This window comes from Brevundimonas naejangsanensis DSM 23858 (assembly GCF_000421705.1).
In the GTDB taxonomy this organism is placed as follows: domain Bacteria; phylum Pseudomonadota; class Alphaproteobacteria; order Caulobacterales; family Caulobacteraceae; genus Brevundimonas; species Brevundimonas naejangsanensis.
In genome coordinates, this window is record NZ_ATXN01000002.1 from 1,046,817 (window position 1) to 1,070,590 (window position 23,774).

Below are 23,774 nucleotides of genomic sequence, written 5' to 3' on the forward strand. Positions count from 1 at the left end.
CCGGGGCGAGGGCCGACCCGCCGGCTTTATCAGGCGCAGCCTATCTGATTTTGACCCGGCTTGCGGCTATCATGGCCGCTGCAGCCAACATCACGCCGCTGGCGAGAAATACGCTCCGCGGCCCCGCCAGATCTAGGATCGCCCCGCCAAGCCCAGCGCCTACGGCGGTCGCAAGACTGACAGCCGCAACGATCAGACTCCCGCCTGCCTCGGTCTGATCCGGGACGGACCGGGTCACCCACGTCGACCAGGACACAGGAACCCCTGCGGAAGCCACGCCCCAGAAGGCGATCAAAATCGCGACAGGGGCCGACAGACCTCCGACTAACGTCAAGGCGATCGCCGTCGCCGCCATGACCACCGGAAGCAGCACCAGGGCCAAACGCAGCGACCGACGGATGACAGAGGCAATCCAATAGGCGCCCAGGAGATTGGCCACCCCAAAGCCGAGGAGAATTAGGCCAACGCCATCGATACCGAGGCCGGTGACGGTCTCCAGAAATGGGCGCAGATAGGTGAAAAAAGTGAAATGGCCGCCAAAAGCCAGGAGTGCAGCCGTCATGCCGACGCCTACGCCGGGGCGGCGCAGCACTTCGAGAAGGACTCCGGCGCGAGCCCTGCCTTGGGCGGGAAGCGGCGGCAGCGTCAGGATCTGAAGCAGCAGGGCAGATAACGCCAGCCCCGCCGCCGCAACAAAAACCGCGCGCCAACCGACCAGGCCGCCCAGGTAGACGCCCATTGGGATCGCCAGGACCGTCGCCGCCGACACGCCCATGAACATGATCGAAAGCGCCCTGGGCGCGTCCCGCTCGGGAACAAGACGGATCAGGACGGCGAACGACAGACTCCAGAACCCTCCCAAGGCGATCCCGGTCAGGATCCGCCCAAGCAGCAGCATGGCGATCCCTTGCGCGCTGGCCGCAATCACATTGGCAGCGACCAGGAGCACCGAAAAGGCCATGAGCACCCATCTGCGGTCCAGGCGACCGATCACAGTCGAAATGAACAGACTGGTGAGAAGACCGACAAACGCCGTCACGGTCACCGCCTGCCCGGCCGCGCCCTCGGTAACCCCCAAACCCTCCGCCAGCGGCCTTAAAAGGCTCGCCGGCAGCACCTCGGCCGTCACCAGTGCGAAAACACCGAACGACATGGAAATGACGGCGCCCCAGGCTGGCGGCGCCTGCTTGGGGGGGCGCGCCGCGTCGCTTGCGACAGCAACACATATATCGGACAGCATGAGAGCCTCTCGTTCTTGGCCCCTCGCCGCTGACAGCGAGGCAGTCGCGATCCGCGACCGGTGGAGCTCTGCGGGCTCCGCGGCGCTCGCCGCTGCTGGACGGCAATAGGGCCCAGCGCTCGCGTCACTGCGTCGTCGACGGGAAGCGCGTTGCAAGCCAGGCAAGAGCTGCCTCGTTCACTTCCTGCGGCTTTTCGATTTGCGTCCAATGCCCTGCCCCGGCAATGACGACGACCTCGAGATCGGGCACGTGCTCGTGCATCCCCTCCGCCATGCGAGGCGTAAACACCACATCGTCCGACGCCGCGATCATGAGCGACGGGACACGTACCGTCTGGTCAACCGTAAGACCGGCCTCCCAGTTACGGGACAGGTTGCGGTACCAATTCGCCGCGGGCGTGAAAGTGGTCCGCGTGAAGCTCGCTGCAAAGAACGCGAGCTCATCGTCCGTGAGGATGGCTTCGCCGAGCAAAGCCCCCTCAGGCGAACCCAGCGGCGTGTAGAAGGCCATTTGCCGGTATTCTGCAGGCAAGCTGAAGTAATCGTCTGGTGCGATGACATTTTTACGCACCATGCTTCGGAAGGAGCGCCCCGGATCGAGCGCCAGAAGGCGGTCCCCTTCGTCTCCATCGAGCATCATCAGCACATACATGTCTGAGTTATAGACCTGTCGCATCTGCTGTACGGGATCGGCTAGCGGGTCCGGAACAAAGCCTTCGGGCGCTAGTCCGGCTATCAGCTCCGGCTGCAACCAGAACTGCCAGTGAGGGATGTGCGGCGTGCCGACGCTGATCACGCCCTGGCTGCGGCTTGGGTGGAAAAGCGGCATCTGCCAGGCGAGAATTCCGCCCCAGTCATGACCCATCCACACGGCCTGCTCGATATCCAAGGCGTCAAGCAAGCCCACGAGGTCGTCCATGAGATGGGCAAGGTCGTAGTCTTCCACCGCAGCCGGTCGATCAGTCAGGCCATAGCCTCGAAGATCCGGCGCGATGACGTGATACCCGGCGTCAACGAGGACCGGAATCTGGTTTCGCCAAGAATGGGCGAGTTCCGGGAAGCCGTGAAGCAGCACAATAGCGGGGCCGCTGCCAGCCTCATAGACAGCCATGCGGATGCCGTTTGTCTCAACGTAACGCGCGGGCGGCATGGATGGGACTTCTGCCGACGCGCCGCTAGAAATCGGCGAGACCGTCGTCAGAACTGTAACGCTTAGGGCGAATATTAGCAAACGTCGAGAAATGTTCATTTTCTTCAACCTGAGGCTGTCGGGTTCAGAGTAGTTGCAGCCATCGATCAAGATGCCATGCGATCAGAGCCTCACCCTCGCCGGAAGCCTGCGACGGCAGCACGGGTTGCCCTGACGAACCCAAACCTAAGCGCTCAAAACAACTTTGTCTCTGCTGAGACCGTTCCAAAAACTGAGACTCTGTTGCCCACAACCTGACGCTACCGCACGCACCTTAGAACGCAGTATTCTAAGCCCATCCTAAGCAATACTCCCCATCAACAACCGAGCCATCCCTGAAACCATTTACATTATTACCTCTAGGGACTCGCTCTCGAAAGTAAAAATCCCACCAAAATCAAATGAGGCGACCCTGTGTTTAACAACACCGCCCCTCAACTGCTCACCATCGCTCAGCAGCGCCAACGCAAGAACGTTGCGAATTTGACACTCTGGACCTTCCAGGGGTGGATGGCGATGCTCCTTATCGGGGCTGGCTACGCTAAAGTCGCCGAGCCCATGACTTCTTTGGAGATCCTCCTCGGATGGGCGCGCGCCGACCAGCAGAGTTTGGTGCGCGCTCTGGGCTGGTTCGAGATAGCGCTTGGGCTGACGTCGGCGTCACCTCTCATATTCGGGAACTTCGCGCGATTTCCCCTTCTGATCGGCGCAGCCCTGATCAGCGCGCTCGCGACTATAATGATCGTGGTCCACGGCCTGAGGCTGGAGCCCGGCGCGGTTGCGATGAACCTGGCTCTATTGGGCATGGCCGCGGCAGTATTGGCTGGCCGTCGGCGCCGAACCGGCTAGGGGCCTTTGTCGCTAGTCCCGCAGCGGTCGTCGCAGATCTGAGCTTTCCCCGCAAATTGCCGCCTCCCCATAAGGCTCAAGGCCCAGTGCGGCGTCTTTCCTGAAGGGCCGCAAGCGCGGCGCCGCCTCGCCGACTAGCAGGCGGGTTCCAGGGAAACCTTCATGTCCAGTTTCTTCGTCGCAGTTCTCGCCGGCGGCCACCGTGCTCTGCCCTTGTCCAGCGCCGCCGTGGCCGCGACTCTTTCGGTCACATCTCCGGCCGCGGCTCAGATCGAACGCACGCCAGCCTGGATGCGGGACGGGACCGTGCTCATCGTCGGCGGCTTAGGCTCGATCGAAAGCGCGCAGCCGCTGTCTGACGGCGACGACCACGTGATCAACACCGACACCCTGGTCCTGACCGCCAGCCGCGACTTTGGAGCCGGGAAGGATCTCTTCACCAACAAGGGCGGGACGGTTCGGTTCGGCCAGTCCGGCACGCCTCTCAAACTCGCTTTCAACGGCCTGGAGCAGTTCGCCAATGAGGGCGGCCGGATTGATCTTCGCAACGGCGGCGTCGGCGACAGCCTCACCCTCTCCGGCGCCTATTCCGCCTCCGGAGACGCCCGCCTCGCGCTAGATGTGAGCGGCGGAGCATCAGACAGCCTCGTAGTGATGGGCAAGGCTTCGGGACTAACCCATGTAAGTCTGGCTGCGCTCAAACCAGAGCAGGCCACCCTCTTCGCATCACCGATCAAGCTCATTTCCGTTGGAGCCGGCTCAACCGCCAACGCCTTCAGGTTGGCCGCTCCCGACCAGGGACTGGTGCGCTACCGCCTGACCTACGACCCGAAAGGACTGGCCTATATGCTGGACGCCACAGCCGGACGCTCGGTCCTGCAGAGCGTAAGAGCCGTGGAAGGGCTGCGGTTCGCCTGGCGATCGTCGGCTGAGGCCTTCGACACGGAACAGGCCATGGTGCGCGCCGCAGGCGGCGAGGGCGGTCGCCTCTGGGCCGTCGCTCATGGCTCTCGCATCTCACGCGATAGCGACGGCGCCGACCGCGAATTGGAATATGATCAGGACCTGATCGGCGGCCAGATGGGCGTGTCGCTCGGCGCGCCGCAACTGGCCGGCGGGGATACGGCTTTCGGCCTGACCGGCGGCTACGTCGACTCAACGCTGTCTTTCCAGGGGTCCGGTCAGTCGATCAACATGCAGACCTTTAACCTAGGCGTCTATGGAGCCTGGCGTCGCGACGACTTCTACGCGACCGCCCTGATCAAGGTGGACCATCACGCTTTGGCGATCGAGGACGGCGCCGCCGGGTTCAAGACGAACGCCGACGGTCTCAGCTGGGGCGTGCGCCTGGAAGCGGGACATCGGATCCACCTCGGCCCCATCGCCTTCGATCCGATTGTCGGCCTCGACTACCTGTCGACCAGCGTCGACGACCTGGCGGTCCTTGGGCAGCAGGTGGTCCTGGACGACCGCGACGGCTTCTCGGGTCGGCTCGGGGGGCGAGCCCTAACCCGTTACGTCTTCGCCGAAGGGCGTCATCTGGAGTTGTCGGCCGGCCTCGAACTCGTGCACGACTTCGACGCCGCTCAGAAGGGATCCCTGGCCTCCAACAAGCTCAACGACGCAATCGAGCTCACTGGCCCCGAGACCTACGGACGGGCCCTCGCCGGCGTCCAAGTGAGTCTGACGCAGCATCTCCAGGCTTACGTCCAAGGCGAAGGACGCTTCGGAGACGGCCAGAACGGCGGCGGTTTGCGCATCGGGGCGCGATACCGCTTTTGACCCAGTTGGCCTGCGGCCCCCCACTAGCCCCCCTGGCGCGCCGCAGGCTTTCAGGGCGATCAGATATCCTTGCTGATCGCCTTCGGGGACCGGCGCCTCGGCGTCGGTCCCCGGCCCTCACGCCCTCTTTCGGAACGGCTGCAAGCCCGACGGCTTCGTTCGCTCGCCCGCCCCCACGCCGGTCCGCAGGAAGCCGCGCCGGTCAAGGGCGGCTTGTCCGAAGAAGGCGGTCGGCTCCTGCGCCGGGCGCCCTCTGCTTGATCGCATCGCTCCGCCGAGATGGGCGGCGGCGGGGCGCGTCGCCCCAAACTCACGGTCACGGCCATCGCCCCCGCTGACCTAGAAATTTGCAAACCACCGAGCGCCTCATGAGAACCGCTATCGTCCTGCCGTCTGGCAGTCAGTTTTCCAGCTCCAGGCCTAATTCGATGGAAACGGTCGTCCGCACGCTCCTTCGCGCTGGAACGGGCCATGACCTGCGGATCTTCTGCGACGATGGCGCCGCGGATCACGCGATGGGCGGCCTCATACTCCTGCCTCCCGGCCGCGCCCGCACGCCGACGCTCATTGCCGCCTTGCAGGATTTCGATCCCGAGATCGTCGAATACCACCAGCAGGTCAAACAGGCCGTGGCCGTCGCCCGCCGCCTCCCGAGGGCGGCCCACATCCTCTATCGCCACAATGCCGTAAAGCCGCCGCGCCACGCGATCGATCGTTGGCGCTACGGCCGCCGCTATGACCGCATGGACGGAATGATCTTCGTCAGCGAAGCCGAGCGCGCCCTGTTCGCCGAGACCTTCCCCCACCTTGCTGACCGCGCCTGGGCGGTGCCCAATCCCATCGAGGCGGCCGACTGGCGCGCGCCGCCCGAAAACCGTGAACCCCTGATCGCATTCGCCGGCCGCGCGATGCCGGAGAAAGGCGTCGATGTCATCTGCGCAGCGCTGCCCGCCATCCTCGACCGGCACCCCGACTGGAATGCCGTTCTGATGCTGAATGACTGGGAAGAGCATCGGCTCTGGGCCGAACCGCACGTGGCCCCGCTCCGGCGCTACGGGGACCGGGTGCGCCTGTTGCATTCGGCGCCGCTCGCAGAGGTGCGCTCCTGGATGAAGCGGGCCGCAATCGCCCTCGTCCCCTCGACCTGGGCCGAGCCGTTCGGACTGACCGCCCTTGAGGCCCACGCTGCGGGCGCCGCCCTTGTCTCTTCTGGACGCGGCGGCCTTAGGGAAGCGAGCGGGCCGCATGCCCTGTATCTCAATCGAGTCACGCCGGCGGCGCTGGTCGCCGCAGCAGAGCGGCTGATCACGCACCCAGAGGAACGGCTCAGTCTGGCGCGTGCCGCCCAGGCCTATGTTGAGCTGGTGCACGCTCCCGGGCCGCGCGCCGCTCAACTCGACACCGCTCGCATGGCGATCGTTGAGCGCGCCCGCCAACGCTGTCTCAGACGCGCCGGCGCTTTGGAAAGGAGCGCCTCGGGCGTTCAGGACTGGCCGGTTCCCAACGAATCCTGAAGGGATACGGGCGCGAACACGCCAATCTGCCGCTTGAAGACGCCTGGCGTCTGCCCCGTCACGCACCGGAAGACCTTGTGAAAATGGCCGCGGCTAACGCCGAGCGCGTCCGCCAGTTCGGCGCTCGAAATCCGCCCCAGGCGCTCCCGGATTAGCGTTTGGGCCCGCGCCACCAGGGCTGCCCGCTCCTCGCCGAGCGACCGATCCTCAGGATGGCAGCGCCGGCAGGGTCGGAAGCCGGTGCGACGCGCTTCGGCGAGACTGCCATGGAAGCGCACGTGTTCAAGCCTCGCATGGCGCGACGGACATGACGGCCTGCAATAGACGCCCGTCGTGACCACTGAACACCAGAAACGATCGTCCGCTGCAGCGGATCGGGCCAGATAGGCGGCAACGCGGTCTTGCCGCTGAGTATAGTTGGCCGCCAGCGGCCCGGAGGTCAAAAGGTTCGACACTTAGCGTCTCCATCGCCCCCTTTTTGAAGACGCCGCGACCTCCTCTCCGCCTTATGGTCCGGCTAGATCGCAGTCTAGGGTCGCGCAGATGCTCAACGGCGCATTAGGCGCCCCCGCTCTTCCAGTCGGGGCGATGCTCCCAACACGCTGGAGCATGTCCGTCTGGCCTAGCCCCCGATTGATGGGGGCAGGCGACTGAACCCGCCGCCTGCCACGAAATCGACAGACAGTTGCAAGCGCCTCCCGCGCCATGGTAGCACCAGAATTGATACACCATGTCGCCCAAACAGGAACGCAAGGGTGGATGTCGAAGAGCTACGGACTTTCGTGTCGGTCGCAGAGGCTGGCGGGGTCGCATCAGCCGCGCGAAAACTTGGTATCGCCAAGTCTATTGTTAGCCGCCGCTTAGTACATCTCGAAGACGAAATGGGCGTAAAGCTCATTGAAAGAACAACGCGCGGCACGACACTGACTGAAGCTGGAGCTACTTTTCGCGATTACGCAACGAAAATCTGCGCAGAGCTTGACGTCGCCAAAGAAACTATCCAACCAACAGGCAGCTTGCGCGGACGCCTTAGGATCGCCGCACCGCTTTCCTTCGGACCGACACATCTCTCCTTAATAATCGCGGAATTGGCGCACCGTCACCCACATCTGGACGTCCATACAAGCTATACTGACCGCATCGTAGACATCGTCGCCGAAGGCTTTGATTGCGCGCTCCGACTGGGGCACTTGCAGGACTCAAACCTAATCGCAAGGCGGGTAGGTCCATTTCACGGCAAGCTGGTCGCGAGCCCAGGCTACATCGAGATTTACGGGACGCCGAAGACCCCCGCAGAGCTCGCCGCACACCAGGCTCTCATGCAGGGCACGGAGACCTGGCTCTTCATGGACGGCGAGAGAGTCATCACGGTCCACCCCCAAGGGCGGTTCAAAGCCGACAATAGCTTGGCCCTGGTTACCGCCGCTCTGGGCGGGCTTGGGATCGCCAATCTGCCGGAGGGGCTCGTCGCCGAGCATATCGCTTCAGGCGCGCTCGTGTCGATTATGGCTGACTACCCGCTCAAGCCAGCAGGGATATTCGTCGTCAGGCCGCCGAGCCAGTATCCGACTAGAAAGCTCCGAGCCCTCACCGAGCTTCTCATCGCACGCTTCAACCCGCACGTGATGGATGCCGAGCCCATCGCGGCTTCGACCGCTAAACCGTCCGACACAGCAATCAGTGATAGCGTAGCGGGAAGCTGTCGCCTTCCTACCATAAGCGGCTGATCCCTGTTTCGCGGAGACGAGACAGGAGAGCGAGCGGTCGAAGAATTCGCCCTCAAACTTACGACGTTTGGCGTGTCGTGGCCTTGCGCGCGCTCCTCCGATTATGTGGACAGCATCATTCCTGTTTGCGATACATAGCCACCCGACGCGGCCAAACTTGTCGCAGAAATAGGGACGCGACATGAACATCGACGAGCTCAGGACGTTCGTGGAGGTCGCCGACACGGGAGGTGTGACACCAGCCGCACGGCGACTTGGTTTGTCCAAATCAGTTGTCAGTCGTCGACTGGCTCGCCTCGAGGCGGCCCTGGGCGTGCAGTTGCTGGCGCGAACCACACGCGGCGCCGCGCTAACCGAGGCCGGCATCACATTCCGTGATCATGCTGCGAAGATTTGCTCCGACATCGACATCGCCCAGGAGACAATCCTGCCGGCTGGCGATTTGCGCGGTCTCCTCCGCGTAGCTGCGCCCCTGACTTTCGGCTCGACGCATTTCGCTCCGGTGATCACAGCCCTTGCCCAGCAGCACCCACAGCTGCACGTGCACACCTGCTATTCAGACCGAATGATCGATCTGATTGCGGAAGGCTTCGACTGCGGCATCTGGTACGGTCGCCGAAGTCAGTCGAGCCTGCCCACGAAGCGTGTTGGCCCGATGAGCGCCATATATGTCGCGAGTCCCGCCTACATTGAAAAGTATGGATCACCTGAAACGCCTGAAGAAATGAGGACCCACCAGGCGCTTTTGGGCAACGAAGTGTGGCCCGCTATGGATGGCGACACGCTTATCGAAATGAAGATGAATAGTCGTTTCAAGGCCGACGCGGGCATCGCACTTGTACCCGCGGCTTTGGCGGGGTTGGGAATTGCAGGACTGCCTGTTCCGGCGGTTGAAGAACATCTTGCTTCCGGCTCCCTTGTGCCCGTCATGACCCGCTACCCTGTTCCGGATATGGCGATCTACGTAAGCTACCCGCCAAATCCGCACCCCTTACGCAAGGTGAGAGTGCTGACAGAGATGCTCATTGAACGTTTTGGATCGACTACGAACGATTGATCCAGAGCGCCTGCAAAGAACCGCGAGCGTCCGCAGCGGCCTCGCGCACTTAAAATTAGATTTCGGAGCTGATCTTCAGGATGGGAGAGCAGCGCCTTGGCGACCTGCCTCACTTCGTGTCGCGACCGTGATCGCCAGCCGCGACCTCGAGCGCCCTTGTGTCGGTCTTAGTCCGCCGGTCGGCACGGCCATGCTGATCTAATTCCGAGCACGGCGTCGGGGCATCGTTCCCAATGGGACGACATAGATCTGCAACTAAGGACGCTATCGCACCGCGACTAGAACATTACGGTGAATGAAGAAGCGTGTCCTGGCATATTCGCCGTTGAGAAAAGGCCGCATCGCCAACGATCGATCGTCCGCCACCAAACCGCGAATGGCCGATTTTGCGTCGAGAGCACTTCCTGCACACGTTCGCTGTGAACATCTCCCACGACTAACGCCACAGAGGGTGAAGCTATGCCTAAGGGATCTGACCTTTTCGTCGCCGCGCTTGAGAACGAAGGCGTGGACCGTATCTTCGGTGTGCCAGGCGAGGAAAATTTAGACCTTCTGGAGGCGCTTCGGACCTCCAGCATTGAATTGGTGCTGACGCGGCACGAGCAGGCGGCCGCCTTCATGGCGGCGACGCATGGACGGCTTACCGGACGACCCGGCGTCTGTCTCGCCACCCTCGGACCGGGCGCGCTCAATTTCTCGACTGGCGCGGCCTATGCCCACCTCGGCGCCATGCCGATGATCCTCATCACCGGCCAGAAGCCGGTAAGGAGCGCCAAGCAGGCTCGCTTTCAGATCGTCGATGTCGTCGCCTCGATGAAGCCCCTCACCAAGATGACCCGCCAGATCATCAACGCCGCCAGCATCCCTGCGACAGTCCGAGACGCCTTCAGGTTTGCGATGGAAGAGCGACCAGGGCCGGTGCACCTGGAACTCCCGGAGGACGTCGCAGCGGAAACGATTGAGCATATTTCGGTCATCGCACGTCATGCGCTCGATAACCCCGTGGCCAGCGCCGTCGCGCTCGACAGGGCTGCCGAGGCAATCCGCGCCGCCAAGCGGCCGCTGGTGATGATCGGCGCCGGCGGCAATCGTCCTGCTCTGGTTGAAGCTCTATCGAGTTTCGTGGCGCGTACGCGGTTGCCCTTCTTCAACACCCAGATGGGCAAGGGCGCTGTGACCGGCAACTCAGACTTCTACATGGGCACTGCAGCGCTCTCGGAAGGCGACTATGTGCACGAGGCAGTGGGGCGCGCCGATCTTATCCTCGCCATCGGACACGATACCGTCGAGAAGCCCCCCTTCCTAATGACGAGCAACCTTGGACCGAAGATCGTCCATATCGGCTATCAATCCGCCACTGTCGAACAGGTCTACCAACCTAGCCTCGAGGTGCTCGGCGACATCGGAGCTTCGGTCGAAGGGCTCGCTCAACGACTAGAAAACCGCCTGACCCCCGACGAAGGCATGCTCGAACTAGGTCGGAAAATTCTCGCCCGGATCAACGACCGTGCAGAGGAAGACCGCTTCCCGGTGACGCCCCAGCGCCTTGTCCATGACGTCCGTCAGGTGATGCCGAAAGACGGCGTCGTGTGCCTTGACAACGGAATGTACAAAATCTGGTTCGCTCGCAACTATCGCACCCATGTCGCCAACACCCTGCTGCTCGACAATGCGCTCGCCACGATGGGAGCCGGCCTGCCCTCGGCGATGATGGCGGCGATGATCTACCCAAACCGGCGCGTGATGGCAGTGTGCGGCGACGGCGGCTTCATGATGAACTCGCAGGAGATGGAGACGGCGGTGCGGCTTGGGCTGAACCTGGTCGTGGTCATCTTGAACGACAGCGCCTACGGAATGATCCGTTGGAAGCAGGCAGTGGACGGCTTCCCCGATTTCGGCATGAGCTTCGGCAATCCGGATTTCGTACGATATGCCGAGGCCTATGGCGCGAAAGCTTCTCGGGTAAGCGCGGTCGAGCAACTCGCACCGACACTGGAGGCAGCTTTCGTCGGCGGAGGCGTCCATCTAGTCGAGGTGCCGATCGACTATTCAGAAAACACACGCGTTCTTGTGGACGAGCTACGCAATCGCACGCCGAACGTGGACTGCAGGTGATGGGACGAAGGGTTGAGGTACGCTGCAATGATTAAGGTCGTACAGGCTTTTGATCGCGCACCGATCCGGGAGATCGAAACTGACGATGCCGCAGCGTTGGAGCGCAAGCTTGAAGCCGCCCATCGCACCTTCAAAGATCGTGACAACTGGCTCAAACCTCATCAGCGCATGGCGATACTGCGAAAGCTAGCAGCGCTGATGGAAGGCAAACGCGACCACTTCGCCAGACAAATCGCGCGCGAAGGCGGCAAGCCGTTGCCCGACGCTATCGTTGAGACCAACCGCGCCATCGACGGCGTCCACAATGCTGCGGACGAACTGCGCAATTTCTCAGGTCGAGAAATCCCCATGGGGCTGTCGGCGGCAGCGGACAACCGCTGGGCCTTCACCACCAAGGAGCCGATCGGGATCGTCGCAGCGATCTCAGCCTTCAATCACCCGCTTAACCTGATTGTCCATCAAGTCGCGCCCGCGATTGCTGTCGGCTGTCCTGTCATCATCAAGCCCGCGATTACGACGCCGCTATCCTGCTTGGACTTCTTGGCGCTTGTCCACGAGGCAGGCCTACCTGAGCCGTGGTGCCAGAGCTTGATTGTCGAGGACAACGCCCTGGCTGAACAACTAGCGACTGACAGGCGCATCGCTTTCTTAAGCTTCATAGGCTCGGCCAAGGTAGGGTGGTCTTTGCGCTCGAAGCTCCCCCCGGGGGCCCGTTCGGCGCTGGAACACGGAGGCGCCGCGCCGGCTATCGTCGACCGCAGCGCTGATCTCGGCAAGGTCATCGAGCCGATCGTCAAGGGCGCTTTTTACCACGCAGGGCAGGTCTGCGTGTCAACGCAGCGCATTTACGTTCACGACAGCGTCGCCGACGAATTCACTCAAAGACTCGTCGGTCGCGTCGAAGAACTACGCGTCGCGGACCCGACCCTGGCTGACACAGAGGTGGGGCCGCTAATCCTTCCGCGCGAGGCCGATCGAGTCATGGAGTGGATCAGCGACGCGATCAGAAGCGGGGCCGCCATGGCGACCGGCGGCGCGCGCCTTTCGGACACGACCGTACAGCCGACGGTGCTGCTCGATCCTGCTGCCGACTCGAAAATTTCGACACAGGAGATTTTTGGCCCAGCAATCGCGGTCTATCGCTTCACGGAGCTCGACGAGGCCATTGGCCGAGCGAACGCCCTGCCCACAGCTTTCCAAGCCAGTATCTTCGCACAAGACATCGACGCTGCGATGCGCGCTGCCGACCGCCTCGACGCTTCAGCCGTGATGATCAACGATCCCACCGCATTCCGCACGGACTGGATGCCCTTCGCCGGCCGCCGCGAATCCGGCTACGGCGTTGGCGGTATTCCCTACAGTATGCGCGACTTGGCGCAGGAGAAAATGGTGCTTCTACGCAGAAGCTGACCGCCCCGTTATCTTGGTCGGAACTCTCCTTGCGATGCCAATCCCGACGGCGTTCAAACCCGAACAGCTTAGAACGCTCTCATTAAAATCGTAGCAGCGACGCAGGACAGAAGCCTGCCTGACGGGCCCAGTCGCAAAGCTCGAACACGTCGATCTTGCCGTCGCATCAAGGTCGACTTGCCTCACATCGGACGCTCGAAAAGGTCGCGGCGAAGGCCGAGTCAAAAGTTTTCTGAACCAGCCTCAATGCAAGGAGCAAGGGCGCCTTAATGGGCAGCCGATGACCCGCTTGCCTTACGCTCATCCAAGCGTCCGAGGCGATCCGGGCCCAAAACTCGCCCCATTTGGCAGTTACTGCCACAAAACTGGCAGTTCATGACAGACATGGGAGTACGTCATCGCCCGCCCCGATCCCCGCCTCGCAATCGCTCGGCATGCAGCCATGCTATTCTTGACCAAGGGCGTCTCCGGCACGAGCGGTAAAGAGATAGCCGCCGCCGCTGGCGTGTCAGAGAGAACGGTTTGGCGGCTATTTCGGACTAAGGAGAGCTGCGTCGAGCCGCTTCTGTCGCAGTCGGCGCTTCGTTTTACTGAGCATATGCGCCGATGGTCTCGCCTGATCTCAATCGAAGACCACCTCCTCGAAACTTTCGCCCTTGATCGACAATCTGAGACGACCACCGGGGACAACCGGTTGATCGTACAGCTCCTTGGCATCCTGCCAAATGAGCCCGACTTGCGAGCCACCTGGCTCTTAGCGTGCCAGCTAGGTGAGCGCGGACTTATCGAGATCATTGCTTCACGGCTGGATCGGTCGCCTGATGAGTTCGCCATTCGTCTGTGCGCAGCGGCCGTCTCCGCCGCCATGCGAACAGTCGATGAAGACATCAGCCTTGCCGTGAGCGAACGCAGCGAAGTCATCACGCCATCGCAGGTGGTGGCCCGAATAGCTGATGCCATCCGCGCTGTCAGCACGGTCCCATTCTGCGACCCAGTGCCATTGCCTGCTGGGAAGACGGCAGACGCTCCAAGCTCATTTCAATCCTGACCGAGGTCATTATGCGCCTGCCTCCCGTCCTGTCCGCCCTGGCTCTGTTAATTCCCGGCTCTGCGGCCGCCCAACCCGACATGGAGCTAGAAATGCGACCGATCACCTACCCTCACACCAGACAAGATCCGGTTGTTGGGGTCCATTTTGGCCAAGAGGTTGCAGACCCATACCGCTGGCTCGAAAACAATGTCCACAGCGACACGCAAGTAGCGCAGTGGGTTGAAATACAGAACCACCTCACGCAGCAACATCTGGCGTCCATACCAGGACGAGATGTTTTTGCAGAAAGAATGAAAGCTCTATCGAGCTTCAACCAGTACTCCGTCCCGGTCAAACGTGGAGAACGTTATTTCTATACCCACAGTTCTGGCCAGGAAAATCAGCCCGCCTTGCACATGCGAGCAGGGCGTGATGGCCCCGCGAGAGCGCTGATCGATCCTAACAGCTGGTCGGAAGACAGCGGCGACGCTCTCGCGGAATGGGCGCCCTCTGACGATGGACGACTAGTGGCCTATAGCGTGCAACAGGGCGGAACAGACTGGCGGACGATTCAGGTTCTTGATGTCGACGCCGGCGACATTCTTATCGATACCGTCAAATGGGCCCGTTTCACCGATATCGCCTGGGCTCCAGACGGATCTGGCTTCTTCTATGCGCGCTTTCCTGAACCCGACGGTACGAGCGCCAGCGCAGGAATCGCCAATCATGCGGTCTACTTCCACGCACTAGGAACACCACAGTCCGATGATCGACTGATCTATGCAGACTCAAGCCGCCCCACCTTTCTTGTTCCGCTAAAACGAACTGCAACGGGACGGTATCTCGCGATCTACCCCACCCCTGGGGCCGGTTCCAATGACCTGGTCATAGTGGATCTCAATAGTACCGACTGGACGCCACGCACGCTGATCAAGGACTCCGCTGCAGATTGGCAGATCATTGATAATGAGGGCAGCAAGCTGTTCGTGCGCACGAACCACGACGCCGAGCGCGCGAGGATCGTTGTCTTCGACATGGCGGACAACGAGCCTCAGGCTATCGATGTGGTGGCTGAGAGCGATGCTGTCTTAAGCCAGGCCGCCTTGGTGGGCGGCACCTTGCTCGCCACCTATCAAGTAGACGTAAAAACCGAAATCAGGCGCTTTACCACCACGGGCGCACCTGACGGCGACCTGGCGCTCCCTGGCATTGGCGCCGCCGGCGGCTTTCAGGGTTCGGCGGCTGATGATGAAGCCTTCTTCCTCTTCACCAGCTTTGACACGCCGATCACCGTCTACCGCTACAATGCGGTCGCCAACAGTTACGAAGTCTGGGCCCAACCCGGGCTCGCGGCCAAGCTCGACGACGTCGTGGTCGAACAGCACTTCTATCGGTCAAGCGACGGCGCTCGTATACCAATATTCACTGTTCGCCGCCGGGCCGTGACCGGGCCAGCCCCCACTCTGCTATATGGCTACGGCGGGTTCGGACTGTCGATGCTGCCTATCTATAACCCGATGCAGATGGCCTGGGTGGAGCAAGGCGGGGTTCTGGCAGTCGCCAATATCCGCGGAGGCGGAGAGTATGGCCGGGCCTGGCATAGAGCGGGACAGCTCGAGAACCGTCAGAACGCCTTCGACGACTTCATCGCGGCCGGCGAGTTTCTCAAAGCTGCAGAAATTACCAGCACAGACGGTTTGGTGGCCCAGGGCGAGTCAAACGGCGGGTTGCTCGTCGGCGTCGTGACCAACCAGCGGCCGGATTTATTTGCAGCAGCACTTCCCGGTGTCGGCGTGATGGACATGCTACGCTATCACAAGTTCACAGGCGGCGCGCTTTGGATGTCCGATTTCGGCAATCCCGAGGAAGATGTCCATTTCCGCAATCTGATCAGCTACTCCCCCTATCATAACGTCAGGGGAGGCAGGGACTATCCGGCGATCCTCGCGACAACGGCGGATACTGATGATCGTGTCGTCCCTGGCCATAGCTTTAAGTATGTGGCGGCGCTTCAAGCCGCCGACCTGGGAAACAGGCCGCGCCTTATCCGGGTCGAAACCAGAGCTGGCCATGGCGCCGGCATGCCACTGGACAAGCTGATCGCATTACATGCCGACCAGTGGGCATTCGCCGCTCATTGGGCTGGGTTGAAAGTTCGCGAAGCCCTTGATCCATCATCGACCTTGGCCGCGCGCCAGGCAGTTGGCTCCAAACAACAAGCTACTCAGCCCCTCGTCGCTGGAACTCAAAAGCCATTCTCTGCACGCGACGAATAACCGTAGCGCTCCGACTCGCCTCGATGGCGGGTGCGTTCGGCTCTCAACGAGCAACGACATTCATTCATGAAAGTACGCCTAAATGACCAAGCTCACCCTCCTTGTTTTCGGACCGATCCTGCTGGCGACCTTGGCCGGTTGCGCAGGTCAACCACAGCCAAGCTCGTCTGACGGCTCTCGCTCGGTCACCGTGATGTGCAACAGTACAGTTGGCTATGACACGGGCTTCTGTCAGCTCAAAGCCAATGAGGCGTGCGGTCATCGGGCTCGTCTTGCTGGGATCATCTCCAACATAGAGATGACCGGGCGGCCGACCGGTCAGCTCTACACGATCACCGCGCGCTACCAATGCGGAAGCAATTAGCGACGCCCACGACCTCCTGACGTTTGCCGGCGCAACGCAAGTTTTGAGGGCTGGTGCAGATACAGCGACGAGAGATCGGCCCCACGGCAGGAGCGACTAGGCGCCGATCATGCTGATGCACCAGCCGACATAGCAGCCCGCCACGCGGACAGGGGCCGCAAATTTGGCCTCGGACGCGCCGATAGCGTGGCGGACCACCTCGCCATGAGCTCTACCGCGGCCGAGGGAAGTCAGGCGCGCGTTCACAGGCTGAGCGCAGCGACATGACCCCACCTCGGCAAGGATGCACGGGCGTCAAAAAGCCAAGCCAGGCTTCAAGGCGATGTGCTTGAGCTCTAGAAAATCCTCGAGCGCAGCGAGGCCATTGAGTCGACCCAAGCCCGACTGTTTGAAGCCGCCCTCCTCAGTGTTGTCATACACCTTAGCCCAGTCGTTGACCCATACTGAGCCTGCCTCAAGGGCTCGTGCGACCCGCAACGAACGGTTGACATCTTGCGTCCATATGCTTGCGCAAAGGCCGTACTCGCTGTCGTTCGCCAGCGCGATCGCCTCACGTTCATCGTGGAACCGGTGGATCGTCATCACAGGGCCGAAGGTCTCCTCCTGAGCGATGGGCAGCCGATTATCCTGGACCTCAAGTAGAGCGGGTCGATAAAATGCGCCTCTGGCGAGCGGTCCGTCCTTCGGCGCCCCCCCACGCAGGACCACACGCGCGCCACCTTTGATCGCTGCCTCGACGGCTTCATCCACGCGCTCGACGTTTGCTTTATCGATCAGCGGTCCCATGTCACTCGACACGTCAGCGGCAGGCCCGACTTTCACGTTGCGAAGGCGCTCTGCGATCCCATCTTTCACTTTATCATAGATCGACGCGTGAACGAGCAAGCGCGAGCCCGTCATGCAGAACTGCCCCGAGAATACGGTGAGGGACTTCTCGATTACGGGCAATGCGGCCGCGACGTCGGCGTCCTCGAACACGATCATTGGCGTCTTTCCGCCCAGCTCCATGCCAAAGCGCTTCAACTGCTTTGAGCCCGCAGCTGCTATTGCCCGACCAGTCCGCGTACTGCCCGTGAAGCTGATTGCAGCGACTTCAGGTGCCTCGACCAAATAAGCCGACCCCTCCGGACCGCTTTCGAAAAACAGATTTATAACGCCCTTCGGCAAATCCGGCGCCTCCGCCATCACTTGCGCCATGACGCTTGCCGTCTGCGCGACTTGGCCGGGAAGTTTGATAACCGTGGTGCAGCCAGCAGCAAGGGCTGGGGCCAATGACCGGATCGTCAGGATCGCCGGGGAATTCCACGGCGCGATCACCGCGGCGACGCCGATAGGTTGCCGCATGATGATCGAGATGCTGCCCGGCTTTGGCGTCACCGCCCGTCCGCTTTCAAGCAAGGCTGTCGCGGCCGAGTAGCGCAGTTTGCTCGGTATCATGTCCAGCTCGAACGCGGCTTCCGCGCGCACTTTTCCGTTCTCAAGCATGAGGATGTCGAGCAACCGATCCCGGTGGCGCTCGAATGCAGCGGCCAGTTGATCAAGCACCCGCGCACGGAGCTCGTTATCATGCGCCCAGCCGGTTTCGTGGAAGGCCGCCGTCGCCGCCGCCACCGCTGCCTTAGCGGCTGCAATCCCATTGTCCGGATAGACGCCGATCACCTCATAGGTGGCCGGGTTAATTGACTCGCGGATCGGCCCGTCGCCTACCATTTCGCCGTTAATCCAATTATGGGCCGCCGAACGCAGCTCATTACCCTGATGATCGCCCATTCTAGTCACTCACTGCTGGATTGATTTGTGTGTCGGCGTCGACGGCTAGGCGGCCATCGAGCCCACCTGAGCCTGTCCAGGCGGGCCCAATTTTGTTGCCCGCCATCGGCCTATCCGTTGCGGATCCAGTCGCTCACGCGCTCGCCGATCATGATGACCGAAGGATTGGTCGCGACGCTAGGAACATCCGGAAAGATCGAGGCATCCGCGACCCGCAGATTGGCGATGCCACGCACCCGTCCCTGATAGTCGGTCACCGCATGAGGATCGCCGTCAGATCCCATCGGCGCCGTAGAGGTGGGATGGTGGTAGATGTCCATCGACGTTGCGAGCGCGCTCTCGATCGCCGCGTCGTCGTTGACCGAAGGGCCGGGCGACAACTCCGCTGCGATCATCTTGGACAATGGGCCGGTCGCGGCGATCCTTCGCACCATCTTCACTCCTTCGATGAGCCGGAGACGGTCTTCCCGTGCAGACAGAAGATTGAATCTGATCTGCGGCGCCGAGGCTGGATCCCGGTTCAGCAACTTAACTGAACCGGTCGATTGCGGACGAGTAAGGGCCAGCGCCAACATGAAAATGGCGCCCGTGGGCGACATGTGCGGATCGCCATAGTGCACAGCGCTGACCTGGAGATCGCCGTCACTCGCGCCGGGACCCGACGATCCAGTCCAAAGGATGGCCCCTACCGGGGGAACCGGCAGGCCAAGGCGTTCGGGATGGGCGGCCCAGATGGTGAAGAAGAAGGGATGCTCCTGTAGGCGTTGGCCGACCGGCAAGTCTGCTATCAGCGGAATATTCAGGCGCCGCAGGTCCGCCGCAGGGCCAATGCCGGATCGGAGCAGTATGGCCGGCGAGCCATAGGCCCCAGACGCCAGAACGACCTCGCCGGCGGCGACATGCTCTCCGCTTACAAGCCGCACCCCGGTCGCGCGCCCGTTTTGCACGGTGACGGTGTCGACCATGGTTTCACTGCGAATAGTGAGGTTTGGCCGCGCCCGCACGCCATTCGACAGATAGGTCATGCCAGTGTTGAGGCGCTGGCCCATACGGTTATTCATGGGATAAGGACCGACGCCAAAAGGCTTGTCGGAGTTGAAGTCGTCCGTTCGGTCGAACCCTGCCTGCTGCGCTGAAGCGACAAAGGCCCGCTGCATGTCAGAGATTTCATCATCCTGGAGCTGATGGATCGGCCAGGGACCATTGCGTCCATGCCAAGCATCCTGGCCCGAGGCCGTGCGCTCGCTGCGCTTATAGAAAGGAAGGACGTCAGCGTGGGTCCAGTTAGGAAGACCGGCTTTGGTCCATCGCTCGAAATCAGAGGCGGGCGCTCGCATCGCCACGCCCGCATTCACAGCCGAGGACCCGCCCAGGACCTTGCCTCGGGGGACGGGGTACGCCTTCCCCCCAAAGTCCGGCTCGGACGTATAGCCCCAGTCATGCGCCGGATCCCCCCCGATCAGAGTTTGCAGGCGCACTGCATCCGGATACTGGTCCGGCGCATAGGCCTTGCCAGCCTCGATCAGCAGCACGCGGCGTGACGCATCTTCACTGAGCCGGTTGGCGAGAACGGCGCCAGCTGAGCCGCCACCGACAACGACAACATCGAATCCGCGGCCAGCAGCGATCGCCTGTGGGCCAAAGGCAGCAGCAGCCCCAATCGCGGCAACGCTACCAAGTACAGCTCGCCGGTCGACGCCGTCACCGAGAGTTTTTCCATCGACAACCATAGTGCTTCTCTTCCTATCTGGCAAAACCAGCACACCTTACTCTATTTTTCTACTTACTGATTACACTGCGACACCTACACAAGGTACGACTATCGACCACGAGGAAACGAGAGTATATTTTGCTTTTAATTGTATTTCAGCCAGCACAGAACCATTCACCAAGACTGAATGCAGGACACGTACGCCTACACTTGTGGCTTCTGTAGTCACCACTTGTGGGACAGTCCGTTCTCATTCGTGGAACGACAACGAGCGACGACGCCCCACGCGGAGCCAGAGTCCAGCCCCTGAAAGAACGGTCGGAATGATGCGTGCGAGACTTACAGAAGAGCAGATCATCGGGATGCTGCGGGGAACGAGACCGGCGCCGAAAGGGGCGAGCCGGACAGGCACCCCACCATAGCCTAGCCCGCCGCTCGCAGATCGGATGGGGCGGACTCTCCAAGGAGCGCTTGATGCGAACTCGATCCAGCAGCAGAAATCTGCCATCGCTTCGTATGCGAGTTCGCGCGGATATCAGGTCGTCAGCACCTCTGCTGACGAGGGTATGAGGGGTCTGCTTATCGACCAGCGATCAAGCCTCAAGACCATGCTCGCAGACGTGCTTAGCGGCACTCCAGGTGACGTGATCGCTTCATTCTGTCCGTCCTTTCGAGGGACGGACTCTAGCTATTCCTGGAGAAGTTTCGGGGGATCACGTCAGGGCGCGCCACAGCGGGGCTTTCAGTAAATAGCGATGCGCGACCTTCTCGACTGGGTCCCGCTTCACCTTACAGACCAATCTGACGGTCTAATTTCCGTCACTCGTCGTGGCGGAACGTCGGGTCAGTTAACAACTGCGGCTGCCACGATCCAATCCACGAACGCTCGTAGACGTCCGTTTTGGTGACGATTGGCCGGATAAATCAGGTGGTAGTCCATCGACGGTTGCAACCAGTCATCCAGAAGGGTGACCAGGCGTCCGTCATTGATAAAGGGCTGCATCATGGGGAGGATGCTCTGCCCAATGCCCAATCCCGCAGCCATCATATCGATATGGCCGCTGCTTTCATTAGCCAGGATCGCAAACTGGGCCAGTTGCGTCTTAACGCCGTCCTTCTCGAGTTGGATCGGCACAGTTCGGGAGGTTGCCGCGAAGAAATAGCCCACAAGGTCGTGGCCTTGCCGGAGATCTTCCGCGGTTAGAGGGCAGCCTTTATGTGCAAGATAGCTCGGGGAGGCCGCAAGCGCTGTCGTGGCAGTAAAAAGTCGGCGGGCGATCAAGCTCGTATCACGGAGCTCGCCAACCCGGATCGCACAGTCGACCCCTTCTCCCACGATATCGATCGTTCGATCCGACATCCCGAGTTCGAGCTGGAGCTCAGGATAGCGGCGACGGAAATCCGGCAACCGATCAATGAGAAAATGTTTTGCGAACGACGACGGGACGTCGACGCGTAATCGGCCACGGGGAGTGAGACGTCTGCCACGCACGCGCTCTTCCGTCTCATCCAGATCTAGCACGATAGGCATGACGCTGGCGTAGTAGTCCGCCCCTTCCGGCGTCACGACAGCCTTGCGCGTCGTCCTCTGCATGAGCTTGACGCCAAGATGCTGCTCCAAGTCTGCAACCAGCTTGCTAACAGTCGATCTAGGCATCCCCAGGTGGTCAGCCGCACGCGTGAATGACCCAGATTCAGCTACTCGAACGAACGCCCTTATGGCGAGGAGATGGTTCATCCTAGGCTCCAGCAGAGACAATCTGCGCCGCGCAGATTGTCCATAGGTCTGCATAATGATGTCAGATCCAAGCTCTTCAGTCGCCCCCTATAGACACCCAAGTTTTAGCTCAACAGCGGCGCTATGCTGCCAGGAGCCAACCATGATCGACCTGTTCTCGCCCTTCAACCTGTCCGGACTGCCTCTTCGAAATCGAATAGCTATGGCGCCCCTGACACGTTCTCGCTCCCCGGAAAACATTCCGACGGAGCGCAACGCTCTTTACTATGCCCAGCGAGCCACGGCGGGTCTGATCATCAGCGAGGGCGCGCCAATTTCCCGGGAGGGCCAAGGCTACCTGTTCAATCCAGGCCTCTACACGCCAGAACAGTCGGCCGGTTGGCGCCTCGTGACGAAGTCAGTGCATGCGGCCGGGGGCGCTATATTCGCCCAGCTATGGCATGTGGGCCGCGTATCACATACCAGCGTTCATCCCGACAACACCAGCCCGGTAGGCCCATCCGCCAAGGCAGCCATCGGCGCTCTTGTATTCGCGTACAATGACAAGGGCGAGGCTGGCATGGTCCAGGCTTCGCAGCCGCGCGCCCTCGAGACCGCCGAGATTCAACGCGTCGTTGAGGACTTCGCCTCTGCGGCAGCGCGCGCCGTCGAGGCGGGCTTCGATGGCGTCGAGATTCACGGCGCCAACAGCTACCTGCTGGAACAGTTCCTGAACCCAGTCGTAAATGACCGGTCGGACCAGTACGGCGGCTCGCTGGAGAATCGCCTGCGATTTCCGCTCGAAGTCGTTGACGCTGTGATCGCCCGGATCGGTAAGCACCGCACGGCGATCCGTGTCTCTCCCTATTCGCAGATCTTCGACATGCCGCTCTTCGACGGCCTGGAGCAAACTTACACGGCCTTCGTCCGCGCCCTTGGCCAACGCGGCGTCGCCTACGTCCATATCATGGACCATACGGAGGTCAGCGCGGGTGAAGGCGAGCCCTCGCCACTGGCTTCCCGCATTGACCCCCTGTTGCTCCAGTTCCGTTCAGATCTACCCGCCTCTGCTCTGATTGTGGCAGGGAATATGTCGCCAGTGCGCGCCAAGGCATTGGTCGCTTCTGGGACGGTGGACCTGATTGCGTTCGGCCGCCCTTTCATCGCCAATCCAGACCTCGTCGAGAGGTTGCGTCACGATTGGCCGCTAGCCACCCCGCAGCCTGAGACCTTTTACGGTGGTGGGGCTGAGGGATATATCGACTATCCGCCTCATCGCGTTCGCTGACCGATCCAAGGCCCCGATGCAGTTGGGGAACCGACCAGCGGATCGCCCTAACGTACCGTCATCCGGCAGTGTTCAGCAAAGCCGCTGATGAAGATGCCTAAACGACGGCTCGCATTCTCGTCGATTAACTGCCCCTCTGCATCGAAGGCCGCGCCCGCGTGCGGGATCAACAGTCGCGCCCCGAACCACGGCGCGGCCCCAAGGGTGTGCAGGACCGGCAGCCAGGCGGCTTGACTCATCACCGTGCCGAAGGGGCCCGGCGAAGCGCCCAAGATCGCGACCGGCCGCCCGCCGAACACCCGGTCGATGTCCGAGGCCGGGCGACTGAGCCAGTCGATGGCGTTCTTGAACACGCCGGGAATGCCGTGGTTGTACTCGGGTGTGAACAGCAGCAGGCTACGGTCGTCATCGATGGTCTTGACGCTCAGACGTCCGTTGCGCACGGCTGGCGGTTTGATGACCTCGGGGGCCGCTTGCGAGGCTTAGTAGAGATGTTGAGATGGATTTCGCAGTTTATCGGACAACCGCGTAGCCGCACCGCGCCAGGTGAAGATGACAACTACGTTTACTCCGTAGCCCTATAAATCAGGGTTCGGGAATTGACCGGAAACCATTGGTATCACAATGGGTTCCGGTCTACTCGTTTTCACCATGTGTTGCTACGGACCCGGCGCTACAGCGCCGGGACATTGTCACTGGCGGCTCTCTACAGCGCAACGAATAGCGCGTTCGATT

At 61.5% G+C, this 23,774-nt stretch carries 19 protein-coding genes; 12 read left to right on the forward strand and 7 right to left on the reverse strand.

All coding sequences use genetic code 11. The features are described from left to right. Nucleotides 1-40: 40 nt before the first annotated feature. Nucleotides 41-1,240, reverse strand: coding sequence for an MFS transporter (locus H556_RS0105315; protein WP_155802407.1), 1,200 nt, complete (start codon nucleotides 1,238-1,240; stop codon nucleotides 41-43). A gap of 124 nt (nucleotides 1,241-1,364) precedes the next feature. After that, nucleotides 1,365-2,390: an alpha/beta fold hydrolase gene (locus H556_RS0105320; protein WP_024353451.1), complete on the reverse strand. Its 1,026-nt coding sequence runs from the start codon at nucleotides 2,388-2,390 to the stop codon at nucleotides 1,365-1,367. 453 nt (nucleotides 2,391-2,843) lie between these two features. Here H556_RS0105320 and H556_RS0105325 point away from each other — a divergent pair, with 453 nt between their 5' ends. The 3 genes from H556_RS0105325 (at nucleotide 2,844) to H556_RS15585 (ending at nucleotide 6,574) form a co-directional block, all read left to right on the forward strand. Next, nucleotides 2,844-3,278: a DoxX family protein gene (locus H556_RS0105325; RefSeq protein WP_024353452.1), complete on the forward strand. Its 435-nt coding sequence runs from the start codon at nucleotides 2,844-2,846 to the stop codon at nucleotides 3,276-3,278. Between the two features lie 162 nt (nucleotides 3,279-3,440). Further along, the gene (locus tag H556_RS0105330) at nucleotides 3,441-5,060 is read left to right on the forward strand and encodes an autotransporter domain-containing protein (RefSeq protein ID WP_024353453.1); all 1,620 of its coding nucleotides are present in this window, start codon (nucleotides 3,441-3,443) and stop codon (nucleotides 5,058-5,060) included. 428 nt (nucleotides 5,061-5,488) lie between these two features. Continuing rightward, nucleotides 5,489-6,574: a glycosyltransferase family 4 protein gene (locus tag H556_RS15585; protein ID WP_024353454.1), complete on the forward strand. Its 1,086-nt coding sequence runs from the start codon at nucleotides 5,489-5,491 to the stop codon at nucleotides 6,572-6,574. On the opposite strand, the gene H556_RS16005 is transcribed toward H556_RS15585, so the two are convergent. Continuing rightward, nucleotides 6,544-7,029, reverse strand: coding sequence for an Ada metal-binding domain-containing protein (locus tag H556_RS16005; RefSeq protein ID WP_081650880.1), 486 nt, complete (start codon nucleotides 7,027-7,029; stop codon nucleotides 6,544-6,546). The two genes, H556_RS15585 and H556_RS16005, sit on opposite strands and share 31 nt — an antisense overlap. 300 nt (nucleotides 7,030-7,329) lie before the next feature. Here H556_RS16005 and H556_RS0105340 point away from each other — a divergent pair, with 300 nt between their 5' ends. The 7 genes from H556_RS0105340 (at nucleotide 7,330) to H556_RS16255 (ending at nucleotide 16,553) form a co-directional block, all read left to right on the forward strand. After that, nucleotides 7,330-8,301: a LysR family transcriptional regulator gene (locus H556_RS0105340; protein ID WP_024353455.1), complete on the forward strand. Its 972-nt coding sequence runs from the start codon at nucleotides 7,330-7,332 to the stop codon at nucleotides 8,299-8,301. 181 nt (nucleotides 8,302-8,482) lie between these two features. Continuing rightward, complete coding sequence (locus tag H556_RS0105345; RefSeq protein ID WP_024353456.1) at nucleotides 8,483-9,358, forward strand: LysR family transcriptional regulator; 876 nt, start codon at nucleotides 8,483-8,485, stop codon at nucleotides 9,356-9,358. Between the two features lie 459 nt (nucleotides 9,359-9,817). Next, nucleotides 9,818-11,473, forward strand: a complete 1,656-nt coding sequence (locus H556_RS0105350) for an acetolactate synthase large subunit (protein ID WP_024353457.1) — start codon at nucleotides 9,818-9,820, stop codon at nucleotides 11,471-11,473. Nucleotides 11,474-11,500: 27 nt separating this feature from the next. Continuing rightward, nucleotides 11,501-12,883 carry an aldehyde dehydrogenase family protein gene (locus H556_RS0105355; RefSeq protein ID WP_024353458.1) on the forward strand — a complete coding sequence of 461 codons (1,383 nt, stop codon included), beginning with the start codon at nucleotides 11,501-11,503 and terminating at the stop codon, nucleotides 12,881-12,883. Between the two features lie 442 nt (nucleotides 12,884-13,325). After that, entirely contained in the window at nucleotides 13,326-13,931 is a 606-nt protein-coding gene (locus tag H556_RS0105360; protein ID WP_024353459.1) for a TetR/AcrR family transcriptional regulator, read from the forward strand. A gap of 92 nt (nucleotides 13,932-14,023) precedes the next feature. Continuing rightward, nucleotides 14,024-16,189, forward strand: a complete 2,166-nt coding sequence (locus tag H556_RS0105365) for a prolyl oligopeptidase family serine peptidase (protein WP_155802432.1) — start codon at nucleotides 14,024-14,026, stop codon at nucleotides 16,187-16,189. Between the two features lie 82 nt (nucleotides 16,190-16,271). After that, the gene (locus tag H556_RS16255; protein ID WP_155802408.1) at nucleotides 16,272-16,553 is read left to right on the forward strand and encodes a hypothetical protein; all 282 of its coding nucleotides are present in this window, start codon (nucleotides 16,272-16,274) and stop codon (nucleotides 16,551-16,553) included. Nucleotides 16,554-16,847: 294 nt separating this feature from the next. Here the strand turns inward: H556_RS16255 and H556_RS0105370 are convergent, their stop codons facing one another. Together H556_RS0105370 and H556_RS0105375 are read right to left on the reverse strand one after the other, a co-directional pair. After that, nucleotides 16,848-18,323, reverse strand: a complete 1,476-nt coding sequence (locus tag H556_RS0105370; protein WP_024353461.1) for an aldehyde dehydrogenase family protein — start codon at nucleotides 18,321-18,323, stop codon at nucleotides 16,848-16,850. Between the two features lie 110 nt (nucleotides 18,324-18,433). Beyond that, entirely contained in the window at nucleotides 18,434-20,053 is a 1,620-nt protein-coding gene (locus H556_RS0105375; RefSeq protein ID WP_035302743.1) for a GMC family oxidoreductase, read from the reverse strand. A 427-nt stretch (nucleotides 20,054-20,480) separates the two neighbouring features. Here H556_RS0105375 and H556_RS16790 point away from each other — a divergent pair, with 427 nt between their 5' ends. After that, nucleotides 20,481-20,783, forward strand: coding sequence for a recombinase family protein (locus tag H556_RS16790; protein WP_155802409.1), 303 nt, complete (start codon nucleotides 20,481-20,483; stop codon nucleotides 20,781-20,783). Between the two features lie 95 nt (nucleotides 20,784-20,878). On the opposite strand, the gene H556_RS0105380 is transcribed toward H556_RS16790, so the two are convergent. Continuing rightward, nucleotides 20,879-21,772, reverse strand: a complete 894-nt coding sequence (locus H556_RS0105380) for a LysR family transcriptional regulator (protein ID WP_024353464.1) — start codon at nucleotides 21,770-21,772, stop codon at nucleotides 20,879-20,881. 142 nt (nucleotides 21,773-21,914) lie between these two features. Here H556_RS0105380 and H556_RS0105385 point away from each other — a divergent pair, with 142 nt between their 5' ends. Beyond that, nucleotides 21,915-23,039 carry an alkene reductase gene (locus H556_RS0105385; protein WP_029673232.1) on the forward strand — a complete coding sequence of 375 codons (1,125 nt, stop codon included), beginning with the start codon at nucleotides 21,915-21,917 and terminating at the stop codon, nucleotides 23,037-23,039. Nucleotides 23,040-23,086: 47 nt separating this feature from the next. Here H556_RS0105385 and H556_RS0105390 read toward each other — a convergent pair whose 3' ends face one another. Continuing rightward, on the reverse strand, nucleotides 23,087-23,482 hold the full coding sequence (locus H556_RS0105390; RefSeq protein WP_245559418.1) for an NADPH-dependent FMN reductase: 396 nt from the start codon (nucleotides 23,480-23,482) through the stop codon (nucleotides 23,087-23,089). Nucleotides 23,483-23,774: the final 292 nt, after the last annotated feature.